Annotated in this window: 14 protein-coding genes; 6 read left to right on the top strand and 8 right to left on the bottom strand. The window is 46.7% G+C overall.

Annotation, left to right across the window (positions count from 1 at the left end; translation table 11 throughout):
* Positions 1-3: 3 nt before the first annotated feature.
* Both DW039_RS03015 and DW039_RS03010 read right to left on the bottom strand, forming a co-directional pair.
* Positions 4-1,179 carry a FecR family protein gene (locus DW039_RS03015; protein WP_117703472.1) on the bottom strand — a complete coding sequence of 392 codons (1,176 nt, stop codon included), beginning with the start codon at positions 1,177-1,179 and terminating at the stop codon, positions 4-6.
* Positions 1,180-1,283: 104 nt separating this feature from the next.
* Complete coding sequence (locus tag DW039_RS03010; RefSeq protein ID WP_005823929.1) at positions 1,284-1,850, bottom strand: RNA polymerase sigma-70 factor; 567 nt, start codon at positions 1,848-1,850, stop codon at positions 1,284-1,286.
* Positions 1,851-2,317: 467 nt separating this feature from the next.
* Between DW039_RS03010 and DW039_RS03005 the strand changes: the two genes are divergently transcribed.
* The 3 genes from DW039_RS03005 to DW039_RS02995 all read left to right on the top strand — a co-directional run bounded on the left by DW039_RS03005 (position 2,318) and on the right by DW039_RS02995 (position 6,325).
* On the top strand, positions 2,318-3,709 hold the full coding sequence (locus DW039_RS03005) for a PTS galactitol transporter subunit IIC (protein WP_005823931.1): 1,392 nt from the start codon (positions 2,318-2,320) through the stop codon (positions 3,707-3,709).
* A gap of 27 nt (positions 3,710-3,736) precedes the next feature.
* Positions 3,737-4,693, top strand: coding sequence for a 5-dehydro-4-deoxy-D-glucuronate isomerase (kduI, locus tag DW039_RS03000; RefSeq protein WP_005835232.1), 957 nt, complete (start codon positions 3,737-3,739; stop codon positions 4,691-4,693).
* Positions 4,694-4,834: 141 nt separating this feature from the next.
* A complete protein-coding gene (locus tag DW039_RS02995) occupies positions 4,835-6,325 on the top strand; it encodes an MFS transporter (protein ID WP_034523103.1) in 1,491 nt (496 codons plus the stop codon).
* A 321-nt stretch (positions 6,326-6,646) separates the two neighbouring features.
* Here the strand turns inward: DW039_RS02995 and DW039_RS02990 are convergent, their stop codons facing one another.
* From DW039_RS02990 to DW039_RS02960, 6 genes are all read right to left on the bottom strand, one after another.
* Entirely contained in the window at positions 6,647-10,078 is a 3,432-nt protein-coding gene (locus DW039_RS02990) for an AAA domain-containing protein (protein WP_165853098.1), read from the bottom strand.
* Entirely contained in the window at positions 10,078-10,899 is an 822-nt protein-coding gene (tatC, locus tag DW039_RS02985) for a twin-arginine translocase subunit TatC (RefSeq protein ID WP_005835227.1), read from the bottom strand. Before tatC ends, DW039_RS02990 begins: the two co-directional genes overlap by 1 nt.
* 185 nt (positions 10,900-11,084) lie before the next feature.
* Positions 11,085-11,300 carry a twin-arginine translocase TatA/TatE family subunit gene (locus DW039_RS02980; RefSeq protein ID WP_005823939.1) on the bottom strand — a complete coding sequence of 72 codons (216 nt, stop codon included), beginning with the start codon at positions 11,298-11,300 and terminating at the stop codon, positions 11,085-11,087.
* A gap of 111 nt (positions 11,301-11,411) precedes the next feature.
* Positions 11,412-13,928: a bifunctional UDP-N-acetylmuramoyl-tripeptide:D-alanyl-D-alanine ligase/alanine racemase gene (locus DW039_RS02975; protein WP_005835226.1), complete on the bottom strand. Its 2,517-nt coding sequence runs from the start codon at positions 13,926-13,928 to the stop codon at positions 11,412-11,414.
* Positions 13,904-14,893, bottom strand: a complete 990-nt coding sequence (locus tag DW039_RS02970) for a GSCFA domain-containing protein (protein WP_044468470.1) — start codon at positions 14,891-14,893, stop codon at positions 13,904-13,906. The genes DW039_RS02975 and DW039_RS02970 overlap by 25 nt, the downstream gene beginning before the upstream one ends.
* A 169-nt stretch (positions 14,894-15,062) precedes the next feature.
* Complete coding sequence (locus DW039_RS02960; RefSeq protein ID WP_005835223.1) at positions 15,063-16,160, bottom strand: hypothetical protein; 1,098 nt, start codon at positions 16,158-16,160, stop codon at positions 15,063-15,065.
* A gap of 570 nt (positions 16,161-16,730) precedes the next feature.
* Between DW039_RS02960 and dxs the strand changes: the two genes are divergently transcribed.
* The 3 genes from dxs (at position 16,731) to DW039_RS02945 (ending at position 21,540) form a co-directional block, all read left to right on the top strand.
* Positions 16,731-18,638 carry a 1-deoxy-D-xylulose-5-phosphate synthase gene (gene dxs / locus DW039_RS02955; RefSeq protein WP_120381690.1) on the top strand — a complete coding sequence of 636 codons (1,908 nt, stop codon included), beginning with the start codon at positions 16,731-16,733 and terminating at the stop codon, positions 18,636-18,638.
* Between the two features lie 88 nt (positions 18,639-18,726).
* Positions 18,727-20,067: a Trk system potassium transporter TrkA gene (trkA, locus tag DW039_RS02950; RefSeq protein WP_120381689.1), complete on the top strand. Its 1,341-nt coding sequence runs from the start codon at positions 18,727-18,729 to the stop codon at positions 20,065-20,067.
* Positions 20,068-20,088: 21 nt separating this feature from the next.
* Entirely contained in the window at positions 20,089-21,540 is a 1,452-nt protein-coding gene (locus DW039_RS02945) for a TrkH family potassium uptake protein (protein WP_119958599.1), read from the top strand.
* The last annotated feature ends 54 nt before the right edge of the window (positions 21,541-21,594 follow it).

Raw genomic sequence — 21,594 nt, 5'->3', positions numbered from 1 at the left:
TGGTTATTTATAGAATATAATAGTTTTACCGTTGATTTTGACATGTATGTTTTCCGTCGCTTCCAGTAGCTCAAGGAAAGGAGCTATTTCCTCATAACGGTTCACATAGCAACCGAAACGCAGGTTCTTTAACGCTTCGTCTGAATAGTCCACTTCAATATTATACCACCTTGAAAGGATTCTCATAATATCTTCCAGCCGTTGATCTTTAAAATTGATTTTTCCCTTCACCCATGATGTATAGAAGGCAGTATCTACTGTACGCACTTGTATATTCCCGCTCCCGGGAATTAATGATGCCTGCTGTGAAGGTTTTAAGACAAGACTCTGTCCCTCCCCGGTGTCCACCTTAACAGAACCACTGACAAGAGTCGCCTGATATTCTTCACCCGGATAGGCCGAAATATTGAAAGTTGTTCCCAACACCTCAATCTGCATACCTTGAGTCGATACAATGAAGGGATGACCGGTCTTATTTACTTCAAAATAAGCTTCTCCCGCCAATTCCACTTCCCGCTTCCCTGCTTCGAAAGTAAGCGGAAAACGTAGACTGCTCATTGAATTCAGATGTACTTTTGTACCATCATTCAGAACAAGTGTATACTCACCGCCTCGAGGCACTTCAACTTTATTATATGCCAAAGCTGACTGCACAACCTGCCCGTCTGCAGCGCTGTAGTTCAAGGTCGTCGAATCTATCTGTATTTGTTTACCAGCCAACTGCAACTGCCGCCCATCGGCATTCTCATCCAGATAAACCGTTTCCCCATTATCCAATGTAAGAATAGCTTTGGCTCCACCCGGCAGTATTTGCTGGGCAGCCAATAATTGATTGCCATCCATGACATGGGGTACAGAAATATCCTGAAGTGCAAAAACCAATATCAGCACCGGTGCAATAAAAAGAGCAACGTACCGTAACAGTTTCAAATGTCTCCTTCTGAGCTCCATCCTCTTGATACGTGCTTCGACACCTTTCCATCCAGCCTGCGAATCAAACTCCATTTTACGAATTTCGTGCTGTGCATAATGTTCATCACTACAAATCTTTTGGAAAAGCTGCTCATGGCTTTTGCTCTCTTTGCGCCATTTATCCAAAAAACGGTTTTCTTCCGGTGTTACTTCACCGGATAGGTGCCTGGAAATAAGATGAGCTATATGAAAGTACTCTTTTATCATAATTTGGCATGTTTTAGTCTATCTTTAATGATAATACAAGCCAAAATAAAAACATGGTGAATCGATAAAGACTTTTTTTTGAAAAAATAGAAAAAAATGTGCTTTTAGATAAATAACAGAAGGCAATAATAATAATCGGTAAGGAATGCACGAAGCTTTTTATAAGCCACTTTTTTAAGAGTATGTACCGTTTCGGGAGAGACATTGAGACGCTCTGCTATTTCTGCATTCTTTTTACCTTCCAAAGCCAACTGCATGATGGCTCTCATTTGGGTAGGAAGTTTCTCTATAGCTTCTGACAGAATCCGGAAAGTCTCTTCTTCCACAATCGCATCACGAAAAAAAGCATCTGCTTTTTTGGCTATAATCTTTTGCTCGTATTCATGAGCTACCTTCGAATGCTCAAGTTCGTTCAAGGCATGGTTACGTACGGCCGTATAAAGAAAAGCTTTCACCTGATGAAGATAAAAGAAATCGTCTCTTATCTGCCACAACTTGGCAAATACGTCTTGTACTATATCTGCTGACATATCCGCATCCTCCATGTATTGGAACGCGAAAGAACAAAGCGCCGCATAATATTCCTTAAAAATATTATGAAACTCTTGCTCATCCAGCTTAATGCTTACAACAGAGTGGGATTTATCCTTTTTTATCAGATTTAGCGCCATATTTATGCTTTTCGGGCGCTAATATAGTTAAATTTTCAGAATATAACCAATATAACTATCAATCCTCTAAATCTTTTCCCCATAAATCAATATCGGATGGAGCTTTCCATAAGCTCCATCCGACCAATAGTCCTATTGCCAATAAAAAAATCAAATATATCATTATAGTCCGGTTTGTTTCAATGTCTTATAATAACACAGTAAACTGTATTAAAGTTCACTCCACCCAAAATTGTTGTTTTTCCTATGTATACTTTTCAATGCAGAGAGTGTATTATTGAGGTTTCGTGTACGAAAACGAGCAATTTTGTGCACGATAACGACCAATTTCGTCCAAAATTGTCCCATTTACTAAATAATTATGCTTTTCGAGTTTGATTAATTGAGAAAAGGTCTTATTTTTGACCCGGTTTTTAATTCATACTATTGCAAAAACAAACTCAATTACCTAATTAAATCACAAGAGAATGGAACAAGTTTTCGGCTATATCATCGGCTTAGGAGCAGCAGTGATGATGCCTATAATCTTTACAATTTTGGGAGTATGCATCGGCATCAAATTCAGTAAGGCGCTAAAGAGCGGTCTGCTGGTAGGTGTCGGTTTCGTAGGTCTGTCAGTTGTCACTGCGCTGTTGACCAGCAGCCTCGGTCCTGCTCTGAGCCAAGTCGTTGAAATTTACGGTCTTCAGTTGAAAGTATTCGATATGGGATGGCCTGCAGCTGCGGCTGTAGCCTATAACACATCGGTGGGTGCATTCATCATTCCGGTATGTTTGGGAGTAAATCTTCTGATGTTATTAACGAAAACGACCCGTACGGTCAATATCGACCTTTGGAACTACTGGCATTTCGCATTTATCGGCGCAGTCGTTTATTTTGCCAGCGACAATATCTGGTGGGGTTTCTTCGCCGCTATTATCTGCTACATCATTACCCTGATTATGGCCGACTATACCGCCGACAAATTCCAGGGATTCTACGACAAGATGGAGGGTATCTCCATTCCCCAGCCTTTCTGCGCAGGTTTCGTTCCATTTGCCGTAGTCATCAATAAAGCATTGGACAAAATCCCCGGTTTTGACAAATTGAACATTGATGCGGAAGGCATGAAGAAGAAATTCGGTTTGCTGGGTGAGCCTCTGTTCCTGGGTATTCTGGTCGGTTGCGGTATCGGTGCTTTGTCTTGCAAGAACGGTCAGGAACTGGTAGACAAGATACCTTATATATTAGGTTTGGGTATCAAGATGGGCGCCGTAATGGAGCTGATTCCGCGTATCACCGCTTTGTTCATCGAAGGCTTGAAGCCCATTTCCGATGCTACCCGCGAGCTGATTGCCAAAAAATTCAAAGGTGCTGTCGGCCTGAACATCGGTATGAGCCCCGCATTGGTTATCGGCCATCCTGCAACGCTGGTGGTTTCCCTGCTGCTGATTCCCGTAACCATACTGCTGGCTGTCATCCTGCCGGGTAACCAGTTCCTGCCTCTGGCGTCGCTGGCCGGAATGTTCTACCTCTTCCCGCTGGTACTGCCCATCACGAAAGGAAATGTAGTAAAGACGTTCATCATCGGACTCGTTGTACTGACCATCGGTCTTTATTTCGTAACAGACCTCGCCCCCTATTTCACACAAGCAGCCCACGATGTATACGAGAAGACACAAGATGCTGCCGTGAATATCCCCGCCGGCTTTGAAGGCGGTGCACTGGACTTTGCATCCAGCCCCTTTGCTTGGGTCATTTTCCACCTGACCTACTCGTTGAAATGGATAGGCTCCGGTATCCTTGTATTATGCACATTGTTCCTGATGATTATGAACCGTCGTGCCATTATCAAATACCAGAAATCAATCAAAAATTAAAAGTTAAAAATTAAATAGTAACAAATTATGAAAAAGTTAGTACTTGCATTTATGATGGGAGCAGTTGCCATGGCAGCCAATGCCCAAGTGAATTACAAAGTGCAGACCGCCTGCCATCCGCAGGACGTGAAGCATTATGACACGGAACTTCTACGCAGCAGATTCATGATGGACAAAGTCATGGCTCCGGATGAAATCAACGTAACCTACACCCTCTACGACCGATTGATTTACGGTGGCGCCATGCCGGTGAACAAGACATTGAAGTTGGAAGTGTTCCGTGAACTGGGTCCGGAAATCACTTACTTCCTCGAACGCCGCGAACTGGGTGTCATCAATACCGGCGGTGACGGAGTGGTTACTGTAGACGGTAAGGAATACCCCATGAAGTATAAGGAAGCCCTTTACGTAGGCTGCGGAAATAAGGAAGTAACTTTCAAGAGCAACGACGCAACCAATCCCGCCAAGTTCTACATCAACTCGGCTCCGGCCTACAAGCCCTATGTTACTCAGCTGATTACCACCGATGCCAAGCTTCAGAAAGCCAACCCCAAGAAATATGCACTGGGCATCTCCGACCATTATGGAAAAATGGAAGACAGCAACGACCGTATCGTAAACCAGCTGATTGTGAAAGATGTACTGGAAAGAGTGAAAGACGGCGGTACCAACCAGTTGCAGATGGGACTCACGGAACTGGCTCCCGGCTCTGTATGGAATACCATGCCTGCCCACACGCACACTCGCCGCATGGAAGCTTACTACTACTTCAACCTGAAACCCGGCAACGCTATCTGTCACCTGATGGGCGAACCGCAGGAAGAACGTTTGATATGGCTGCACAACGAACAAGCCATCACTTCTCCCGAATGGTCCATCCACGCTGCTGCCGGAACCAGCAACTATACTTTCATCTGGGGTATGGGCGGTGAAAACCTGAAATACAGCGACAAAGACGAAATCAAATACATCGATATGAAATAAAGTTGCCCTGCAACGTCCGATAGGCATGGACTTAAATAATCCATGCCTATTTTTGTCATTTTCTACATCCTTTTTACTCAATATTACACCTCGAACAACACACAAACCCCTACATTTGCATCAAAATATAAATCTATTATCATGAGTACATTTCAAAACACCGCAGGGCGGATGACCAATTACCGTTGGATTATCTGCGCCATGCTATTCTTCGCGACAACCGTCAACTACCTCGACCGCCAGGTTCTTTCATTGACCTGGAAAGATTTCATCTCCCCCGAATTCCACTGGACCGATACACACTACGGCTACATCACAGCTATCTTTTCCATTGTCTATGCCTTAGGCAATCTGTTTGCCGGACGTTTCATCGACTGGATGGGAACGAAAAAAGGGTATTTATGGGCCATTGCCGTATGGTCTATCGGCGCTTGTATGCACGCCCTCTGCGGACTTGCCACAGAAATGACCCTCGGCATTGAAAATGCCGCCAACATGATTAGCGCTACCGGTGCATTGGCCTCTACCATAGCCATCACCAGCGTTTACTACTTCATTGCCGCCCGTATCATACTGGGCATCGGTGAAGCAGGAAACTTTCCTGCCGCCATCAAGGTGACTGCCGAATATTTTCCAAAGAAAGACCGTGCCTTCTCCACTTCCATATTCAATGCCGGCTCTACCATCGGAGCACTGATAGCCCCATTGTGTATCCCTACCCTGGCCCGCTACTTCCAACGCATGGGCGTGGGTAACGGCTGGGAAATGGCTTTTATCGTTATCGGCGGATTGGGTTTCATCTGGATGGGACTGTGGATATTCATGTACAAGAAACCTGATGAAAATCCACACGTAAACGCAGCTGAGCTGGCATATATAGAACAAGACAAAGACAATGAGGAGGATAAAAAGGCGACTACTCCGACAACCAAGGATGAAAAGAGCATTTCTTTCCTGCAATGTTTCAAATATCCGCAAACCTGGGCTGTATTTTTCGGCAAATTCATGACTGACGGTGTATGGTGGTTCTTCCTCTTCTGGGCACCCGCATACATTTCGGACGTTTACGGATTCTCCTCAGATACTCCCACGGCACAGATGCTTATCTTTGTGCTCTATGCCATCACGATGTTGTCCGTCTATGGCGGGAAATTGCCCACCATCATTATCAACAAAACCGGTAAGAACCCCTACGCCGCACGCATGCAGGCCATGTTCATCTTTGCACTGTTCCCGCTATTGGCATTGTTTGCACAGCCATTGGGCAACAAGGAAGTATTTGGCGAACAAGCCTATTGGTTCCCGATTATCATCATAGGTATTGCAGGCGCTGCCCATCAGTCCTGGTCGGCCAACATCTATTCTGTGGTAGGTGATATGTTTCCCAAGAGCACCATTGCCACCATTGTGGGAATCGGAGGTATGGCGGGCGGTATCAGCTCATTCCTTATCAACATGAGTTCCGGTTTGCTGTTCGACTATGCCGACAAGACACAAATGGTATTTCTTGGATTCCAGGGCAAGCCTGCCGGATATTTCATCATCTTCTGTGTATGTGCAGTGTCCTACCTGATAGGCTGGTGCATCATGAAGGCACTGGTTCCGAAGTACAAACCGATTATAGTGGACTAATCAGAAGTCTCTATATAGATATTCAGAATCATGCGGAGTTTGCAAACTGCATTACATGCCTTGCAAACTCCGCACAAAAAAAGCCTTTTCTCACGAAATGGCTTTTCTTCGTTCAATTACAGTCAAAAACAAAAAACTGTAAATGGAACACAATTTAAGATGAAAAAAAGGGAAGTCTCACGACTTCCACAATTCTTCTAACCTTAAATCTAAATCTCTATGAAAAAAACGTGATGCAAAGATAATGGTTTATCTCACACAGCGTTATTAATAAACTCTATAAAGAAGCAGAAAATATTTAAGATTTACTAAATAAGACGGTTACGAATGGCAAACTACAGACAAGAGCTCGGCATAAATAGGATTAAGTTTCAATAGTTGCGGCACTCCTGTCATAAACATCTGCCTGCGGGCACGAGTAAGGGCAACATTCAATTTCCGGTCAATCCGAGTACCGTTTTCCTCTGTCATATTTGCCAGAAACTTCAACTGATAAGCCCGGTTCACACAGAAAGAGTAGATAATAACATCCCGTTCGCTACCTTGGAAGCGTTCCACGGTGTCTACCAATATATCCTCCAAAGGAGCAATACCCAAAGCAGCAATCTCTTTCTTAATCAAGGCTATCTGACTGCGATAAGGAGTGATGACACCTAAAGTGACAGCCGGGTTGAAACCGGAAACAGCTGCATACTGCCGATAGATAGCCGCTGCCAACCGTGCCACAATCCGCGCCTCCGAATGGTTCATCTTGGCCGACTGTGCCGGCGGTTCGACTGCGGCAGGCAGAAAAGCGACACGACGAGTCAGCAAGCCGGCAAACTCACAATCACACAGCTCAGGAGCAAGAGTCAGCTCTCCCTGCTGGTGCGGCAGACCAACCGGTTCCAACAGACCACCGTAAAAAGCCCGGTTAGGAAACAAAGCTACCTCGATATTCATACGACCCTGACGGCAGAGCATGTCGTAGGAGGGATGAGGGATAAAAGATGAAGAATGAGAGGTTGATGCCTGGCGATTGGCACTTTCCTTGGAGAGATTCCTATAAAGGCGTTCGAAAAGGGAATCTTTCAAATTATACAATCCGATGGCCTGCAAAGCTTCGTCACACACTTCCGACTGCTCGGACGACTGCAAGACCACTGCGGGTAGCTGCTTATGGTCACCTATCAAAATAAATTTACCGATGGCATCCGCGCCTGCGGGATTGCGGGTACAGAGTAACCCCAGCAGTTGTGGTTCCAAAATTTGGGTAGCCTCATCCACAATCGCTACATCAAAAGTCTTCAACCGGAAAAGTTCGGTCTTGGAAGAAAGCGTGGCAACCGTACCGACAAAAACACGGCAACGGGCAATGCGCTCCTGCACCTGCCGCCGAGTGGCACAAGGTTCCAACACATTCTCAATCAGATACGGGCGGAATGAGTCATCGCAAGACAACTCACTGCCTAAACGGATAAAGTCTATTTCAGGCTCAATGGAAGCCAGCGCCTTACTGATTTCATCTACAGCACGATTGGTATACGAAAGCAGTAGAATCTGTTTCCCCTCCCGGTAAAAGGCTTCTACCATGCCCCGCAGCGCGCGAGAGGTCTTGCCAGTACCCGGCGGACCTATTAAAAGGAAATAGTCGCGAGCAGCCTGCGCTTTCAGAATAATCCGCGAAAAATCATCCGGAGCGGTCGCAATAGCGGCATCCAAAGAAGTATCGAATTCGGGAGAGCGCTGCCCCAACAACAAGTCACGCCGTCTTTGGGTGGCAGAAAGGAAAGCGGAAAGTCCCAGATACATGCTACGAAAGGAGGTGTCCATATAGTCGTGCTCTATGGCATAGAGGCTAGCAACAGGCAATACACCCGCATTCTGCTGGGTGGCACGAAGACGGATACAAACCTCGTCATCGGATATGCACTCTATATTACCTTTAAACACCATCTTGTTGGTAACGTTATCGGTATCCGTATTCCGTTCGTAAAGAACCACCGCATCACCCTGGCGGAAATTGGGCAGAACCCGCTCCTGCCGGGAAGCAACCATTTGCTTCGTTCTGAGGGACAAATACGGTTTATGCGTATCTGCCGCATGATTCTCGCAAATAGCCAAATCGTACAGAATTTCACCTGCCTCACATTTCTCAGCCAGTGTGGAAAGCCAGAGGGCGGCAGCACCGGTACGTCCTTCATAATCCACATCTCCAGATTTGGAGGTATAGAGTTCCTTGGTTATAAAGTTATAGAGCGTATAAAAATAGCTTTGTTCCAACGACGAAAGCGAACGGATGCGTTGCGCTACGGCATCGATGGAGGGGCAAAGGAAGCGTTTCCACAAGGTATTGTCCAAACCGCGCTCATTCAAGGTATCCGGATGGATGTCTTTCAAGCGCTCTGCCGTATACTGTGGGCTATTCCGTAACTGGATGCCATATTCATTGGCTACAATCCGGTTACGCACATCCATCACACGGCGCACCATTGCCCACGAAGGACGTGCCGGATAAAGCAACGGATAACGGGTATAGAGCAGGTAGGCCTTTACACGTCGATGGTCCATTCCCATAGAATACTCCAACACAGCCTGATAGAGCAACATCTGTACCTTATTGTTTTCTTTAGGCTCCACCTTACCACGGATGGAATACTCGTCCGCCTTACCGGACTTCATTTCAATGAACGAGGTCATATCCCGCTGCATGTAGTCCAGACGCCCTTGCAAACCCAATGCTTCACAGATGTAAGAGGGTTCCAGCACGGCATCAGTCCTATCGAGTTCATAGCCGGATGCACGGAATGTTTCTGTCACCGTCCGGTGGATATTGTCGAAATGGCGCTTGCAATCGGAAAAGAATTCGGCTTCCTTCTCCCGGTCGCGCAGGTCGGCACATGCTGCCAGCTCGATGGGATAAGAACGGAAGGCCTTCTTCATGCATGCCAAATAATCGGGTGCCTCCTTGGCATGAATCCATTCGTCCAGAAAGAGGTTGGCAATATTACCCAACAGTAACGGACGGGTATTGTCTGGCGACTGGAGCCGTGCCAGAATATAGTTGGCAGGATGATGCCCGTAATCCTTGAAGCATTCGGCAAGCGAACTGATGTCTATCAAGTAATCGGGCTCAAGTATAATAAAGGAAGGGGTGAGTATACCGACTTCGTCCACCGTAACATCCAGCAGATTGACCTGGGCATGCCGCCACAGAATCCGGCAGGTTTCTGCAAACTCTTCATTAATCTGAGGTACATTATAACGGACACGCAACGGCTCATCGGCCACAGTGTCTACGGGCAGTACATATAAATAAGTATCATCGGCATACTGAAAACAGACGCGCATGCGCTTTATCCGCTCTTTGACAGGCGGTGCCACTATATAGGTGGCATCCGCACGGGGTAGCAGGCGATAAAGTTCGGCAGGTATCTCCTCCCCCGTCAAGCGCTTGACAAAGAATGCCAGTGTCTTGGCATCACGCAACAACTGTTCACGTTGCGGTTCCGCCTGGCGGTTCAGAATAGCATTGGAGGTCAGCCGGAAGGTATGCAGACGGTTCTGTTCCACGGTGGAAAGTCCGACCTTCGAAGCCACGAAACTGATACGTGCAGAAAGGTCTGTCATCTGCAAGCTGCCGTCGGACATCTGTGTACGGCACAAACGCTCCAGCAACTCGCGCAATTGCCGATAGGCCACGTCCAAGGAGATTTCCTCAACGTGGCAGGCTTCCAGCAATATACTAAAATATTCCTTTACTTCACAATCCATCATTCCTCTGTCTCCACTTCTTCCGCTTCATCATCAGTCTTTTTATCCTTTATCATCAGGATACTCAACTCATAGAGCAGATAAAGCGGCACCGCCACTACTGTCAAGGTAAACGGGTCACCGGTCGGAGTAATGATGGCCGAGGCAATAACAATGATGACAACAGCATGACGGCGGTATTTCCGCAAAAAGGTCTTGTGCACCAGTCCCAGCAGGGAAAGCAGCCATGTCACCAGCGGCAGTTCGAATGCCAGTCCCATGCAAAGCACCAACATCATGAAATTGTCGATGTACGAGTTCAGGGAAATTTGATTCTCGATGGCTGCGCTCAATTGATAAGTGGAAAGGAAACGCAATGTCAGCGGATAGACCATAAAATACCCCAGCAACACACCGATGAAGAACATCACCGTACCTATACCCAGCGCTTTCCTCACCCCTTTACGCTCGTTTGGATAGAGTGCAGGGCTTACAAAGCGCCAGATTTCATAGAAAATATAAGGAGCAGCCGTTACCACCGACATCCAGAAAGCGGTAGACATGTGGACAAAGAACGGTGCGGCAAGATTGATATTGACGAGCTTCACATGAAACTCCTGGGTAAAGAATTCATCCTGCAAGTCCAGTCTCTGCCCTATCCAGCGCAGCAAGTCATAGAAAATGAAGTCGTTATGGCAAGGAGCCAATATCACATTGTCAAACAGATAAGGCATGGCAATAAAATAACCGATAGCCAATACAAACCACACACCGAGTACACGAAACAACACTCGGCGCAACTCGTCCAAGTGGTCCCAAAAGGTTAGTTCTTTTTCTGACATAAAGGGATTTACTATTTGACAATTTACTATTTACTATTTGGGCTGCGCTGTGGGGATTTACTATTTGACAATTTACTATTTGGGCTGCGCTGTGGAAAAGGCAACAAGCCTACCCATACTCCTGAACTTCTCAGAGTATCAAATAGTAAATAGTAAATTGTCAAATAGTAAATACCCTTGTTCCTTTATTTCTTTTCAGCCGGTTTATCCAAATCTTCCTGAGCCTTGTTTATCTCTTCTTTGGCTTCATTCACGCCATCCTTGAAGCTCTTCACTCCTTTGCCCAAACCACGCATCAATTCGGGAATTTTCTTACCACCAAACAACAGTAAGATGACCAATGCAATAATTATCCATTCGGAACCGCTGGGCAGAAAGCCTAATAAAAGTAAGTTTGTCATAGTTATATCTGATTAATTATAGTGCAAAGATAGGAAAATTAAGGATTAGGGATTAAGGATTAAGGATTAATTTTATCGCAATCCCTAATCCCTAATCCCTGCCCCCTATCTTCAGTCTTGATAATAAATACGTTTTACCCGCGTAGAAACGCTTGTCAACACCTCATAAGGAATAGTTTCGAGTACATCGGAAAGAACGGTTATAGGCAGATGGTCACCAAAAATTTCCACACTGTCACCCTCCTTGCAATCAATGTCCGTCACGTCAATCATACAGACATCCATGCAGATATTCCCTACATAGGCTGCCCGTTGGCCGTTTACAAGACAATAGGCATGTCCATTTCCAAGATGGCGGTTCAGGCCGTCGGCGTAACCGATGGGAAGAGCCGCTATACGCGACGGACGGGTGAGATGCCCTTTCCGGCTATACCCCACCGTATCCTCTTCGGGAACATCACGTATCTGGAGGATGGTAGTCTTCAACGTGCTCACATTATTCATAATGGAATTGTCTATGGGATTGACACCATAGAGGCCGATACCCAGGCGCACCATATCGAATTGCGCCCCCGGGAAACGCTCGATACCTGCGGAATTGCAGATATGGCGAAGTATCTTATGCGGAAAAGCCTCCTGCAATTCCATGGACGCTTTCTCGAACATTTCTATCTGCCGGCGTGTAAAACTGTCGAATTGTTGCGAATCGCTCCCTACCAAATGCGAGAAGACGGAACGGGCAATCACGGCATTCTGTCCCTTCAGCCGTTCTATCAGCCGGGGCATATCCTCCGGAGCAAACCCCAGGCGGTGCATACCGGTATCCAGCTTTATGTGGATGGGGAAGTTTGTGATACCTTCCTTTTCCGCTTCTTTAATCAAAGCGTCCAGCAGATGGAAGCTATATACTTCGGGCTCCAGCTTGTAATCGAACATGGTCTTGAAAGCAGTCATCTCAGGATTCATGATAATGATGTTCGCAGTGATGCCCGCTTTGCGGAGTTCGGAGCCTTCGTCGGCAACCGCCACGGCAAGATAATCGACATGATGTTCCTGCAAAGTCTTGGCTATCTCGTAAGAACCTGCACCGTAAGCGGAGGCTTTCACCATGCAGACCATCTTTGTTTCCGGCTTCAGCTTGCCACGATAATAGTTCAGATTGGCAATCATCGCTCCAAGATTAACCTCCAGAATGGTTTCGTGCACCTTCTTCTCCAATACTTCCGTCAAGGAGTCAAAACCGAACTTACGTGCACCCTTAATCAGAATTATTTCGTTTTCAAGGCGAAGTTCCCCACGCTGAATGGCACGTATCAAGGCCGCTGTATCCGGATAAAAGGTCTTCTCTATATTAAAGCGTGCAGCGCAGGAAGATATTTCATTTCCTACACCTATGATGCGTTCAATGCCACGGCTGTTTACCAGCTGTGCCACTTGTCGGTAAAGTGTCGGCGTGTTCTGACCGGTCTCCAATATATCCGAAAGAACCAAAGTCCGCCTCAATCCCTTACTTTGCGAACGGCGGTAAAGAAAATCGAGTGCAATATCCAATGAGCCAAGGTCAGAATTATAACTGTCGTTAATCAACAGACAGTTGTTTTTTCCCTCCTTGACTTCCAGCCGCATGGCGATGGGTTCCAGCCTTGCCATACGTTCTGTAATCTGTTCGGCAGGAAGCATCAGATAGAGGCATGCGGCCAGGCAGTTCAGCGAATTCTCGATGGAAGCATCATCTATGAACGGTAGAGTAAACGTATTGTCCATATCCAGATAGCGATAGGAAATGACAGTACAGTCATCCCGTTTCTCCACTTTACTTATATATAGAGGACGTTCCATATCTTTCCGGCTCCACGCAATCTCACGTGCAGACAGCATGGACTTCGCCACACAGTTGCTGACGAACTCATCGTCACCATTATAAATCACTACATCACAATTCTTGAAAAGCGTCAGCTTCTCCATGCATTTCTCCTGCAACGAGAAGAAATTTTCCTGGTGAGCCCCTCCTATATTGGTCAGGATGCCTATGGTAGGCTTGATGATGTTCTGCAAAGCGCGCATTTCCCCCGGCTCGGAAATACCGGCTTCAAAAATAGCAAGTTCGGACTGTTCGTTCATCTGCCACACAGACAAAGGCACTCCAATCTGGGAGTTATAACTGCGGGGAGAACGGATAATGGCACGTTCCGGACTGAGCAACTGGTGCAGCCATTCCTTCACAACAGTCTTACCGTTGCTTCCCGTAATACCGATGACCGGTATCTGGAACCGGTTCCGATGCTGTTCCGCCAGTTTTTGCAAGGCTTTCAGCGGGTTGGGAACAATGAGATAATTGACAATTGACTGCGCATCATCACGCTGCATAGCATTGTCAATTGTCAATTGTCCATTGTCCATTAATCTAAAGCTTTCTTCGCTAAGCACAAAATTACGTACTCCACGGGCATATAAATCTGCAATATAGCGCGCACCGTCATTCCTCTTGGTGGTCAAGGCAAAGAATAATGTTTCCTCAGGAAAATTCAGGGAACGGCTGTCAGTGAGCAGCCAGTCTATGGTAGCCGGCGCGTTTCCCATACGCCGTGCGCCAATACTTTCGGTTATGCTTTCAATCGAATACGACATATTTCTCTCTCTTTTTGGAAATCTAAGTACGGGTATTTTCCGTTAAGTTGGTCTATTTTTAACACAATTTGTCCTAAAAAACGCTTATACTCTTCTGAAGCGGGATAAAATGGCTTATGCAACAACATCTTACGGATATTTTCACTTTCTTCCATAATCCGTAACGCATCGGCAGAGATGCACGACTGGGTAAACCGTTCCCAGACATAGCGAATGGCCGTTTCGGAAGGATGCACCATGTCTTCTGCATAGAAGCGATAGTCACGAAGCTCGTCGAGCAGCAACTCATAAGCCGGAAAATAGAAAACATGTTCTGGGAAAGTGGCTTGCAACTGGTTCACGGCAAGCAGCAAGGTAGCTTTACTGAGCTGGTTGGCATGCATTCCGTCACGCACGTGGCGGATGGGGCTGACGGTGAACAACACTTTCAACCGGGGAATCCGCGCCAGCAAGCCGGAAAGCAAAGAGGTGTAGTCAGATACTATTTCACTGACAGAAAGCATACGGCGGGTAAAGCAGGACTCAGGTTGCTTATGACAGTTGGCAACTACAGTTCCCGTCTTTTTATTTTCATAAACCCAGGCAGAGCCGAAAGTCAGCAGCAGACAATCCAACCGGTCCAGCCTTTCATGGGCGCTTTTCAAACGCCCGTTAATGCCTGCCAATGTTTCCTCTGCAGAGACTGAGGAAAAGCTACCATGATGCATGGCACTGTGCCAAAGTTCATGAAAGAGGAAAATATCGTTTTCATTGTAGCATCTGCCCGCAATGATTTCACGCAATGCCGCAGAAATGGAAAACGGATTATAAAGCACACCATAAGGATTGACGTCACAACGGAACTTGGCATCCGCCAGCCTTTGCCCCATCTCGGACGCAAAACAAGAACCCATCAGCAACAGATTATTCTCTTGCGAAAGAAGGGGCATACTGGAAACTACTTCTACAGGCGTATAAAGATTCATAAGCTCGGAATAAATAAACCATTCACTTTCTCGAAAAAAATGATGTACCAACTGCTTGCTACGCCACAAAGATAGTAAATTTCAATATATAACGGTCGAAACATAAAAAGGCAGATGATATAACCTTTCATTATATCATCTGCCTTAAATAAAAATACTATATATTCTATTAATACCAATTAGCCGTAGGATCAGCCACCCAATCTGCAAAACCTGGATATTTATCATTAATATCCTGACGTTCAGCAGTCCATTCATATCTTGTCTCTACACGTATCTTCTGCGGCGCTTTGCCTATCTCCGCTTTCAGTGTATATACTTCAGCATTTTGACCTTCCACTTTGATATTTACGGCACCGGTACCGTCAACTCTGTACATCACCGGAGCCTTAGTTGCCCCAGCACCTGTATTTACCATTGTAGTATTAGAAACGCCAAAGAGTCCATGAACTTCACGGCTATCACCGCCTACCTCAATATACAAAGGCAAAGTACCACCCGCAGCCTGCAGGGTAATGATAGTTGCTCCTCCATTGGTCGCTACATCAAACACGACATCGTTGAAGTCAAAATCATCACTGTCTCCAAGGTCTTCTGCTATGATTCTGTACGCATTCGTATATACGGCCGGAGAGATCTTCACAATCCAATCACTATAATATCCATCTGCAGCCACTTGTTGATTTGGGTTCTGTCCGGTAGCTTCAAAGTCAAATCCCACATAATAAGCACCCTCAATATATTGTATAGTATAATTATAGTGCATTTTACCATCCAGAGAAGCCCTATAGCCAAAAGAAGACGTTCCACTATTCTGCATTAGCATTATAGCCCCCTCAGTAGCATTAAAATTATTGATATGGTCATCTGATGCCGCAACCAAAAAATCCATATTAGAGTGTGAGCCACTTACATGTTGAACAAAAAAGTCGGTCCAATCCCCCCCAATGGATTGTGGATTCCGATATGTTTTAAACCATTCCGTAACCACTTCTTTTTCTGTAGCCGTAACACTCCCCGGTACTTCCGTAAAATCTTTCCATTGATTGCTATTAGTGTTAGCAACACGCGTTGTCGGTGTTACCCCAAATCCCCAATCCTGATCAACTGCAATTTCTCCATACCTCTGCACAAAAGCCGATGCATACTGTGCCTCTTTCTTAGCTGCCGCCTTTTCCGGGTTGAACAGATCGCTATCAGAACCGCAAGCGGAAAAAACCACTACGCCCATAATAGCCAAAACTTTAAAGTCAAGCTTTTTCTTCATATCATTCATTGTTTATTCATTTAACAATTCGTGATTACACCCCATTCCGACACATATTACAACCAAGAATACCATCACATACAATTCAGAATTGTATAACATATTGATAAACAGGACATATTCCACTTCGCAATATACATAATATTATATCAACAACAACCAAAGCTTCTAAAAAGTTGCAATAAATAATTTATAAAATTGCATTTTTCAACAAACATCAAGTGTAGAGCAGCTCTTATCACAGACGGTCACGTGCGAGAATAAAAGTCAATCTTTGGAAGGATTAATATCCTTGTCTACTAACACCAAATCATTCCTATATGGAGAAAAAATCGTTCCACCATGGTGGAACGATTTTTCCCCCAGGATGGAACAATATTTTCTCCATGGAGGAACGATTTACTATCAGGCATCTTTTCCCTTAACCATAGGCAGGCTGAACGAGAAATGTGGCGTATGCAAAGAGAAAGCAAAAACAGAAGTGAACAAAAGAGGCTTTTTTTCCTTCTAAAACTTCCCGCCATCCGTTTTCTTTTGCTATTTTTGCATTTTGTAATCTTCAGATTAGAAATGAGAACAGAACCAACAACATATAACTTGCTTAACACCATTACATTTCCCGAGGATTTACGCCAACTCAGCGTAGAAGAGCTTCCTGAAGTCTGTAAAGAATTGAGGCAAGACATTATAAAGGAGGTTTCGTGTAACCCCGGACATTTCGCTGCCAGCCTGGGCACGGTAGAGCTGACCGTTGCCTTGCACTATGTATTCAATACTCCGTACGACCGCATAGTCTGGGATGTAGGCCATCAGGCGTACGGGCACAAGATACTGACCGGACGCCGTGAAGCATTCTCCACCAACCGTAAATTCAAGGGAGTTCGTCCTTTTCCCTCACCAGAGGAAAGCGATTATGACACATTCACCTGCGGACATGCGTCAAATTCAATCTCCGCCGCCCTTGGCATGGCTGTTGCCGCTGCCGAAAAAGGCGAAAAGGACCGCCATGTAGTGGCCATCATCGGCGACGGAAGCATGAGCGGCGGCCTAGCTTTCGAAGGACTGAACAACGCTTCGTCTACCCCTAACAACCTTCTTATCATTCTCAACGACAATGATATGTCGATAGACAGAAGTGTAGGCGGCATGAAGCAGTACCTTTTCAACCTGACTACCAGCAACCGCTATAACCAGCTGCGCTTCAAGACATCCAGACTGCTGTTCAAAATGGGACTTTTGAACGAGGACCGCCGCAAAGCGCTGATTCGCTTCGCCAACAGTCTGAAATCAATGGCCGCCCAACAGCAGAATATCTTTGAAGGGATGAACATCCGCTACTTCGGCCCTATCAACGGACACGATGTGAAAAACATAGCCCGTGTCCTACGGGACATCAAAGATATGCAGGGACCGAAAATACTGCATCTGCACACTGTAAAAGGAAAAGGATTCGAACCTGCTGAGAAGAATCCCGATATCTGGCATGCACCGGGCAAGTTCGATCCGGAAACCGGAGAACGCCTCAAGGCGGACACCAGCAATTTGCCTCCGCTTTTCCAGGACGTGTTTGGGGAAACGCTGGTAGAACTGGCAAAGGAAAATCCGAAAATCGTCGGAGTAACCCCCGCCATGCCCACCGGCTGCTCCATGAACAAGCTGATGGACACCATGCCCGACCGTGCCTTCGATGTGGGTATTGCCGAAGGGCATGCAGCCACTTTCTCGGGCGGTATGGCTAAAGAAGGAATGCAGCCTTTCTGCAACATCTACTCCTCCTTCATGCAGCGGGCATACGATAATGTCATCCATGACATCGCCCTGCTCCGCCTCCCCGTCGTACTTTGCCTGGACCGCGCCGGACTGGTAGGAGAAGACGGACCGACACACCACGGAGTTTTCGACCTGGCCTATTTCCGTCCGATTCCCAACCTGACCATATCTTCACCGATGGACGAACATGAATTGCGCCGTCTGATGTACACGGCACAGTTACCGGACCAAGGTCCGTTCGTCATCCGCTATCCCCGCGGACGCGGCGTATTGCTGGATTGGAAATGTCCGCTGGAAGAAATCCCCGTAGGCAAAGGGCGTAAACTGAAAGAAGGCAAAGACCTGGCAGTCATCAGCCTCGGTCCCATAGGCAACGTAGCCGCACGTGCCATAGAGCGTGCGGAGAAGGACAAAGGAATCTCCATAGCCCACTACGACCTGCGTTTTCTCAAGCCGCTCGACGAAGCGCTACTGCACGAGGTAGGACTCAACTTCCAGCATGTTGTCACTATAGAAGACGGTGTCAAAAAAGGAGGAATGGGCAGTGCCGTACTGGAGTTCATGGCAGACAATGACTATATTCCCCATATCAAGCGTATCGGTGTACCCGATGCCTTCATAGAACACGGCACCATACAAGAGTTGTATCATCTTTGCGAAATGGACGAAGAAGGAATTTATACATTATTAATTAAGAATGAGGAATGAGGAATGAAGAATTCAGCTACGCGATGCAAGCACGCCGCATGGCAAATTCTTCATTCTTCATTCCTCATTCTTCATTTCCATAAAGAAAGTGAAAATAATTATTGCAGGTGCCGGCGCAGTAGGCACACACTTGGCCAAATTGCTGTCCCGCGAGAAGCAGGACATCATTCTGATGGACGACAACGAAGACAAGTTGAGCACACTGAACTCCAACTTTGACTTGATGACGGCTACGGCCTCCCCTACCTCCATAAAAGGCTTGAAAGAAGTGGGAGTGGGAGAGGCAGACTTGTTCATAGCCGTCACCCCCGATGAAAGCCGGAACATGACCGCATGCATGCTGGCAAACAATCTGGGAGCACAGAAGACCGTAGCCCGTATTGACAACTACGAATACCTGCTGCCCAAAAACAAGGAATTTTTCCAGAAGCTGGGCGTCGATTCACTCATCTACCCGGAAATGCTTGCCGCCAAAGAAATCGTGTCCTCCATCCGCATGAGCTGGGTACGCCAATGGTGGGAGTTCTGCGGAGGAGCCTTGATACTGATAGGCACCAAGATGCGCGAAAAAGCCGAGATACTGGACATCCCCCTCCACCAGTTGGGCGGACCGGAGCTGCCCTATCACGTGGTAGCCATCAAACGGGGAAGCGAGACACTGATTCCCCGTGGTGACGATACCATCAAGCTACATGACATCGTATACTTTACCACCACAAGGAAATACGTCCCCTACATCCGCAAGATAGCCGGCAAGGAAGATTATGCCGATGTACGCAACGTGATGATTATGGGTGGAAGCCGGATTGCCGTACGCACCGCCCAATACGTCCCGGACTACATGCAGGTGAAAATCGTGGACAACGACCTGAACCGCTGCAACCGCCTGACCGAGCTGCTTGACGACCGCACCATGATTATCAACGGCGACGGGCGGGATATGGACTTACTTGTGGAAGAGGGGCTGAAGAATACGGAAGCCTTCGTTGCCTTGACCGGCAACTCGGAAACCAATATTCTGGCCTGCCTTGCCGCCAAACGCATGGGAGTCAGCAAAACCGTAGCGGAAGTGGAGAACATCGACTACATAGGCATGGCCGAAAGCCTTGACATCGGCACCGTCATCAACAAAAAGATGATTGCTGCCAGCCACATTTACCAGATGATGCTGGATGCGGACGTCAGCAACGTGAAATGCCTGACCTTTGCCAATGCCGATGTAGCGGAATTTACCGTTAAGGCCGGCTCGAAGATTACCAGACATCCGGTAAAAGACCTCGGCCTCCCGAAAGGAGCCACCATCGGCGGACTTATCCGCCAGGGGGAAGGCGTTGTGGTTATGGGTAACACCCTGATACAGCCGGGTGACCATGTAGTGGTATTCTGCCTGAACATGATGATTAAGAAAATCGAAAAATACTTTAACTAATTGAGAATGAGTAGTTGGTAAATGATTAACTTCAAGACAATCATACGGATTATCGGTATTCTGCTATTGCTGGAAACAGTCATGTTTCTGGTCTGTTCGGGCGTGTCCTTCTACTACAGAGAAAGCGATATGCTCGATTTCTGGAAAGCAGGAGGCATCACAGCAGGGGTAGGCTTATTGCTGGCAGCTCTCGGCAAGGGAGGCGAACGGCAACTGACGCGCCGTGACGGATATGTACTGGTCAGCTTTGCCTGGGTGGCATTCTCTCTTTTCGGAATGCTGCCTTTCTATATAGGCGGATACATACCCGACATTGCCAATGCATTCTTCGAAACCATGTCCGGTTTCAGCAGTACGGGTGCCACCATCTTGGACGACATCGAGTCACTTCCTCATGGAATACTGTTCTGGCGCAGTATGACACAGTGGATTGGCGGCTTGGGAATCATCATGTTCACCATTGCAGTGCTTCCCATCTTCGGAGTCAGTGGCCTGCAGGTGTTCGCCGCCGAGGCAAGCGGCCCTACACATGACAAGGTTCATCCCCGTATCGGTATCACCGCCAAATGGATTTGGAGTATCTATGCCGGCATAACCGCTCTGCTTGTCGGCCTGCTGATGCTTGGAGGTATGGACTGGTTCGACAGCATCTGTCATGCTTTTGCCACTACCGGCACCGGCGGCTTTTCCACCAAGCAGGCAAGCGTCGCCCACTATAGTTCCCCTTACATAGAATATGTCATCTCCATCTTCATGTTCATCTCCGGCATCAACTTCACCTTATTATTATTGTTCGTCAACCGGAAATTCAAGAAGTTCATCAGCAATGCCGAACTGAAATTCTATTTCGGTTCAGTCATACTCTTTACCGCCATCATAGCGCTCGTACTCTATTATACCAGTCGCATGGGAATGGAAGAATCCTTCCGTAAATCCCTGTTCCAGGTGATTTCCCTCCAGACATCCACCGGCTTTGCAACAGACGACTACATGAAATGGACACCCGTACTTTGGGGACTGTTTACCATTATCATGCTGATGGGAGCTTGCGCAGGCAGTACCACCGGCGGCCTGAAATGCATACGCATGGTGATTCTTACCAAAGTATCGCGAAATGAGTTCAAGCATATCCTACATCCCAATGCAGTTCTTCCGATTCGGATAAACAAGCAGGTCATACCTCCCTCCATAGTCTCCACCGTACTGGCTTTTTGTTTCATCTACCTGATTATCATCATCGTCAGTACATTGCTGATGATGGCTATGGGAGTAGGAACTGCGGAATCGTTGGGTTGCGTTATTTCCAGTATCGGTAATATGGGACCCGGATTGGGTGAAACCGGACCTGCCTATTCGTGGAATGCCCTGCCCGATGCAGCTAAATGGCTGTTATCCTTTTTAATGCTTCTGGGTCGTCTTGAGTTATTTACCGTACTGCTGCTTTTCACACCGGATTTCTGGAAACGGAATTGATTTAGGATAAAAAGTGTAAAAATAATCATTTTTTGTTATGCGGGGATAGCAAAT

The organism is Bacteroides sp. AF39-16AC, assembly GCF_003602735.1.
GTDB lineage: Bacteria > Bacteroidota > Bacteroidia > Bacteroidales > Bacteroidaceae > Bacteroides > Bacteroides uniformis.
This window is presented reverse-complemented; position numbering and strand designations above follow the sequence as displayed.

Bases quoted from the DNA above. Each gene is read 5' to 3' on its own strand.
- tatC (WP_005835227.1), bottom strand. From the start codon at position 10,899: ATGTCAGAAAAAGAACTAACCTTTTGGGACCACTTGGACGAGTTGCGC.
- DW039_RS03015 (WP_117703472.1), bottom strand. From the start codon at position 1,179: ATGATAAAAGAGTACTTTCATATAGCTCATCTTATTTCCAGGCACCTA.
- DW039_RS02970 (WP_044468470.1), bottom strand. From the start codon at position 14,893: ATGAATCTTTATACGCCTGTAGAAGTAGTTTCCAGTATGCCCCTTCTT.
- dxs (WP_120381690.1), top strand. From the start codon at position 16,731: ATGAGAACAGAACCAACAACATATAACTTGCTTAACACCATTACATTT.
- DW039_RS02980 (WP_005823939.1), bottom strand. From the start codon at position 11,300: ATGACAAACTTACTTTTATTAGGCTTTCTGCCCAGCGGTTCCGAATGG.
- kduI (WP_005835232.1), top strand. From the start codon at position 3,737: ATGAAAAAGTTAGTACTTGCATTTATGATGGGAGCAGTTGCCATGGCA.
- DW039_RS02990 (WP_165853098.1), bottom strand. From the start codon at position 10,078: ATGGATTGTGAAGTAAAGGAATATTTTAGTATATTGCTGGAAGCCTGC.
- DW039_RS02960 (WP_005835223.1), bottom strand. From the start codon at position 16,160: ATGAAGAAAAAGCTTGACTTTAAAGTTTTGGCTATTATGGGCGTAGTG.
- DW039_RS02945 (WP_119958599.1), top strand. From the start codon at position 20,089: ATGATTAACTTCAAGACAATCATACGGATTATCGGTATTCTGCTATTG.
- DW039_RS02975 (WP_005835226.1), bottom strand. From the start codon at position 13,928: ATGTCGTATTCGATTGAAAGCATAACCGAAAGTATTGGCGCACGGCGT.
- DW039_RS02995 (WP_034523103.1), top strand. From the start codon at position 4,835: ATGAGTACATTTCAAAACACCGCAGGGCGGATGACCAATTACCGTTGG.
- DW039_RS03005 (WP_005823931.1), top strand. From the start codon at position 2,318: ATGGAACAAGTTTTCGGCTATATCATCGGCTTAGGAGCAGCAGTGATG.
- DW039_RS03010 (WP_005823929.1), bottom strand. From the start codon at position 1,850: ATGGCGCTAAATCTGATAAAAAAGGATAAATCCCACTCTGTTGTAAGC.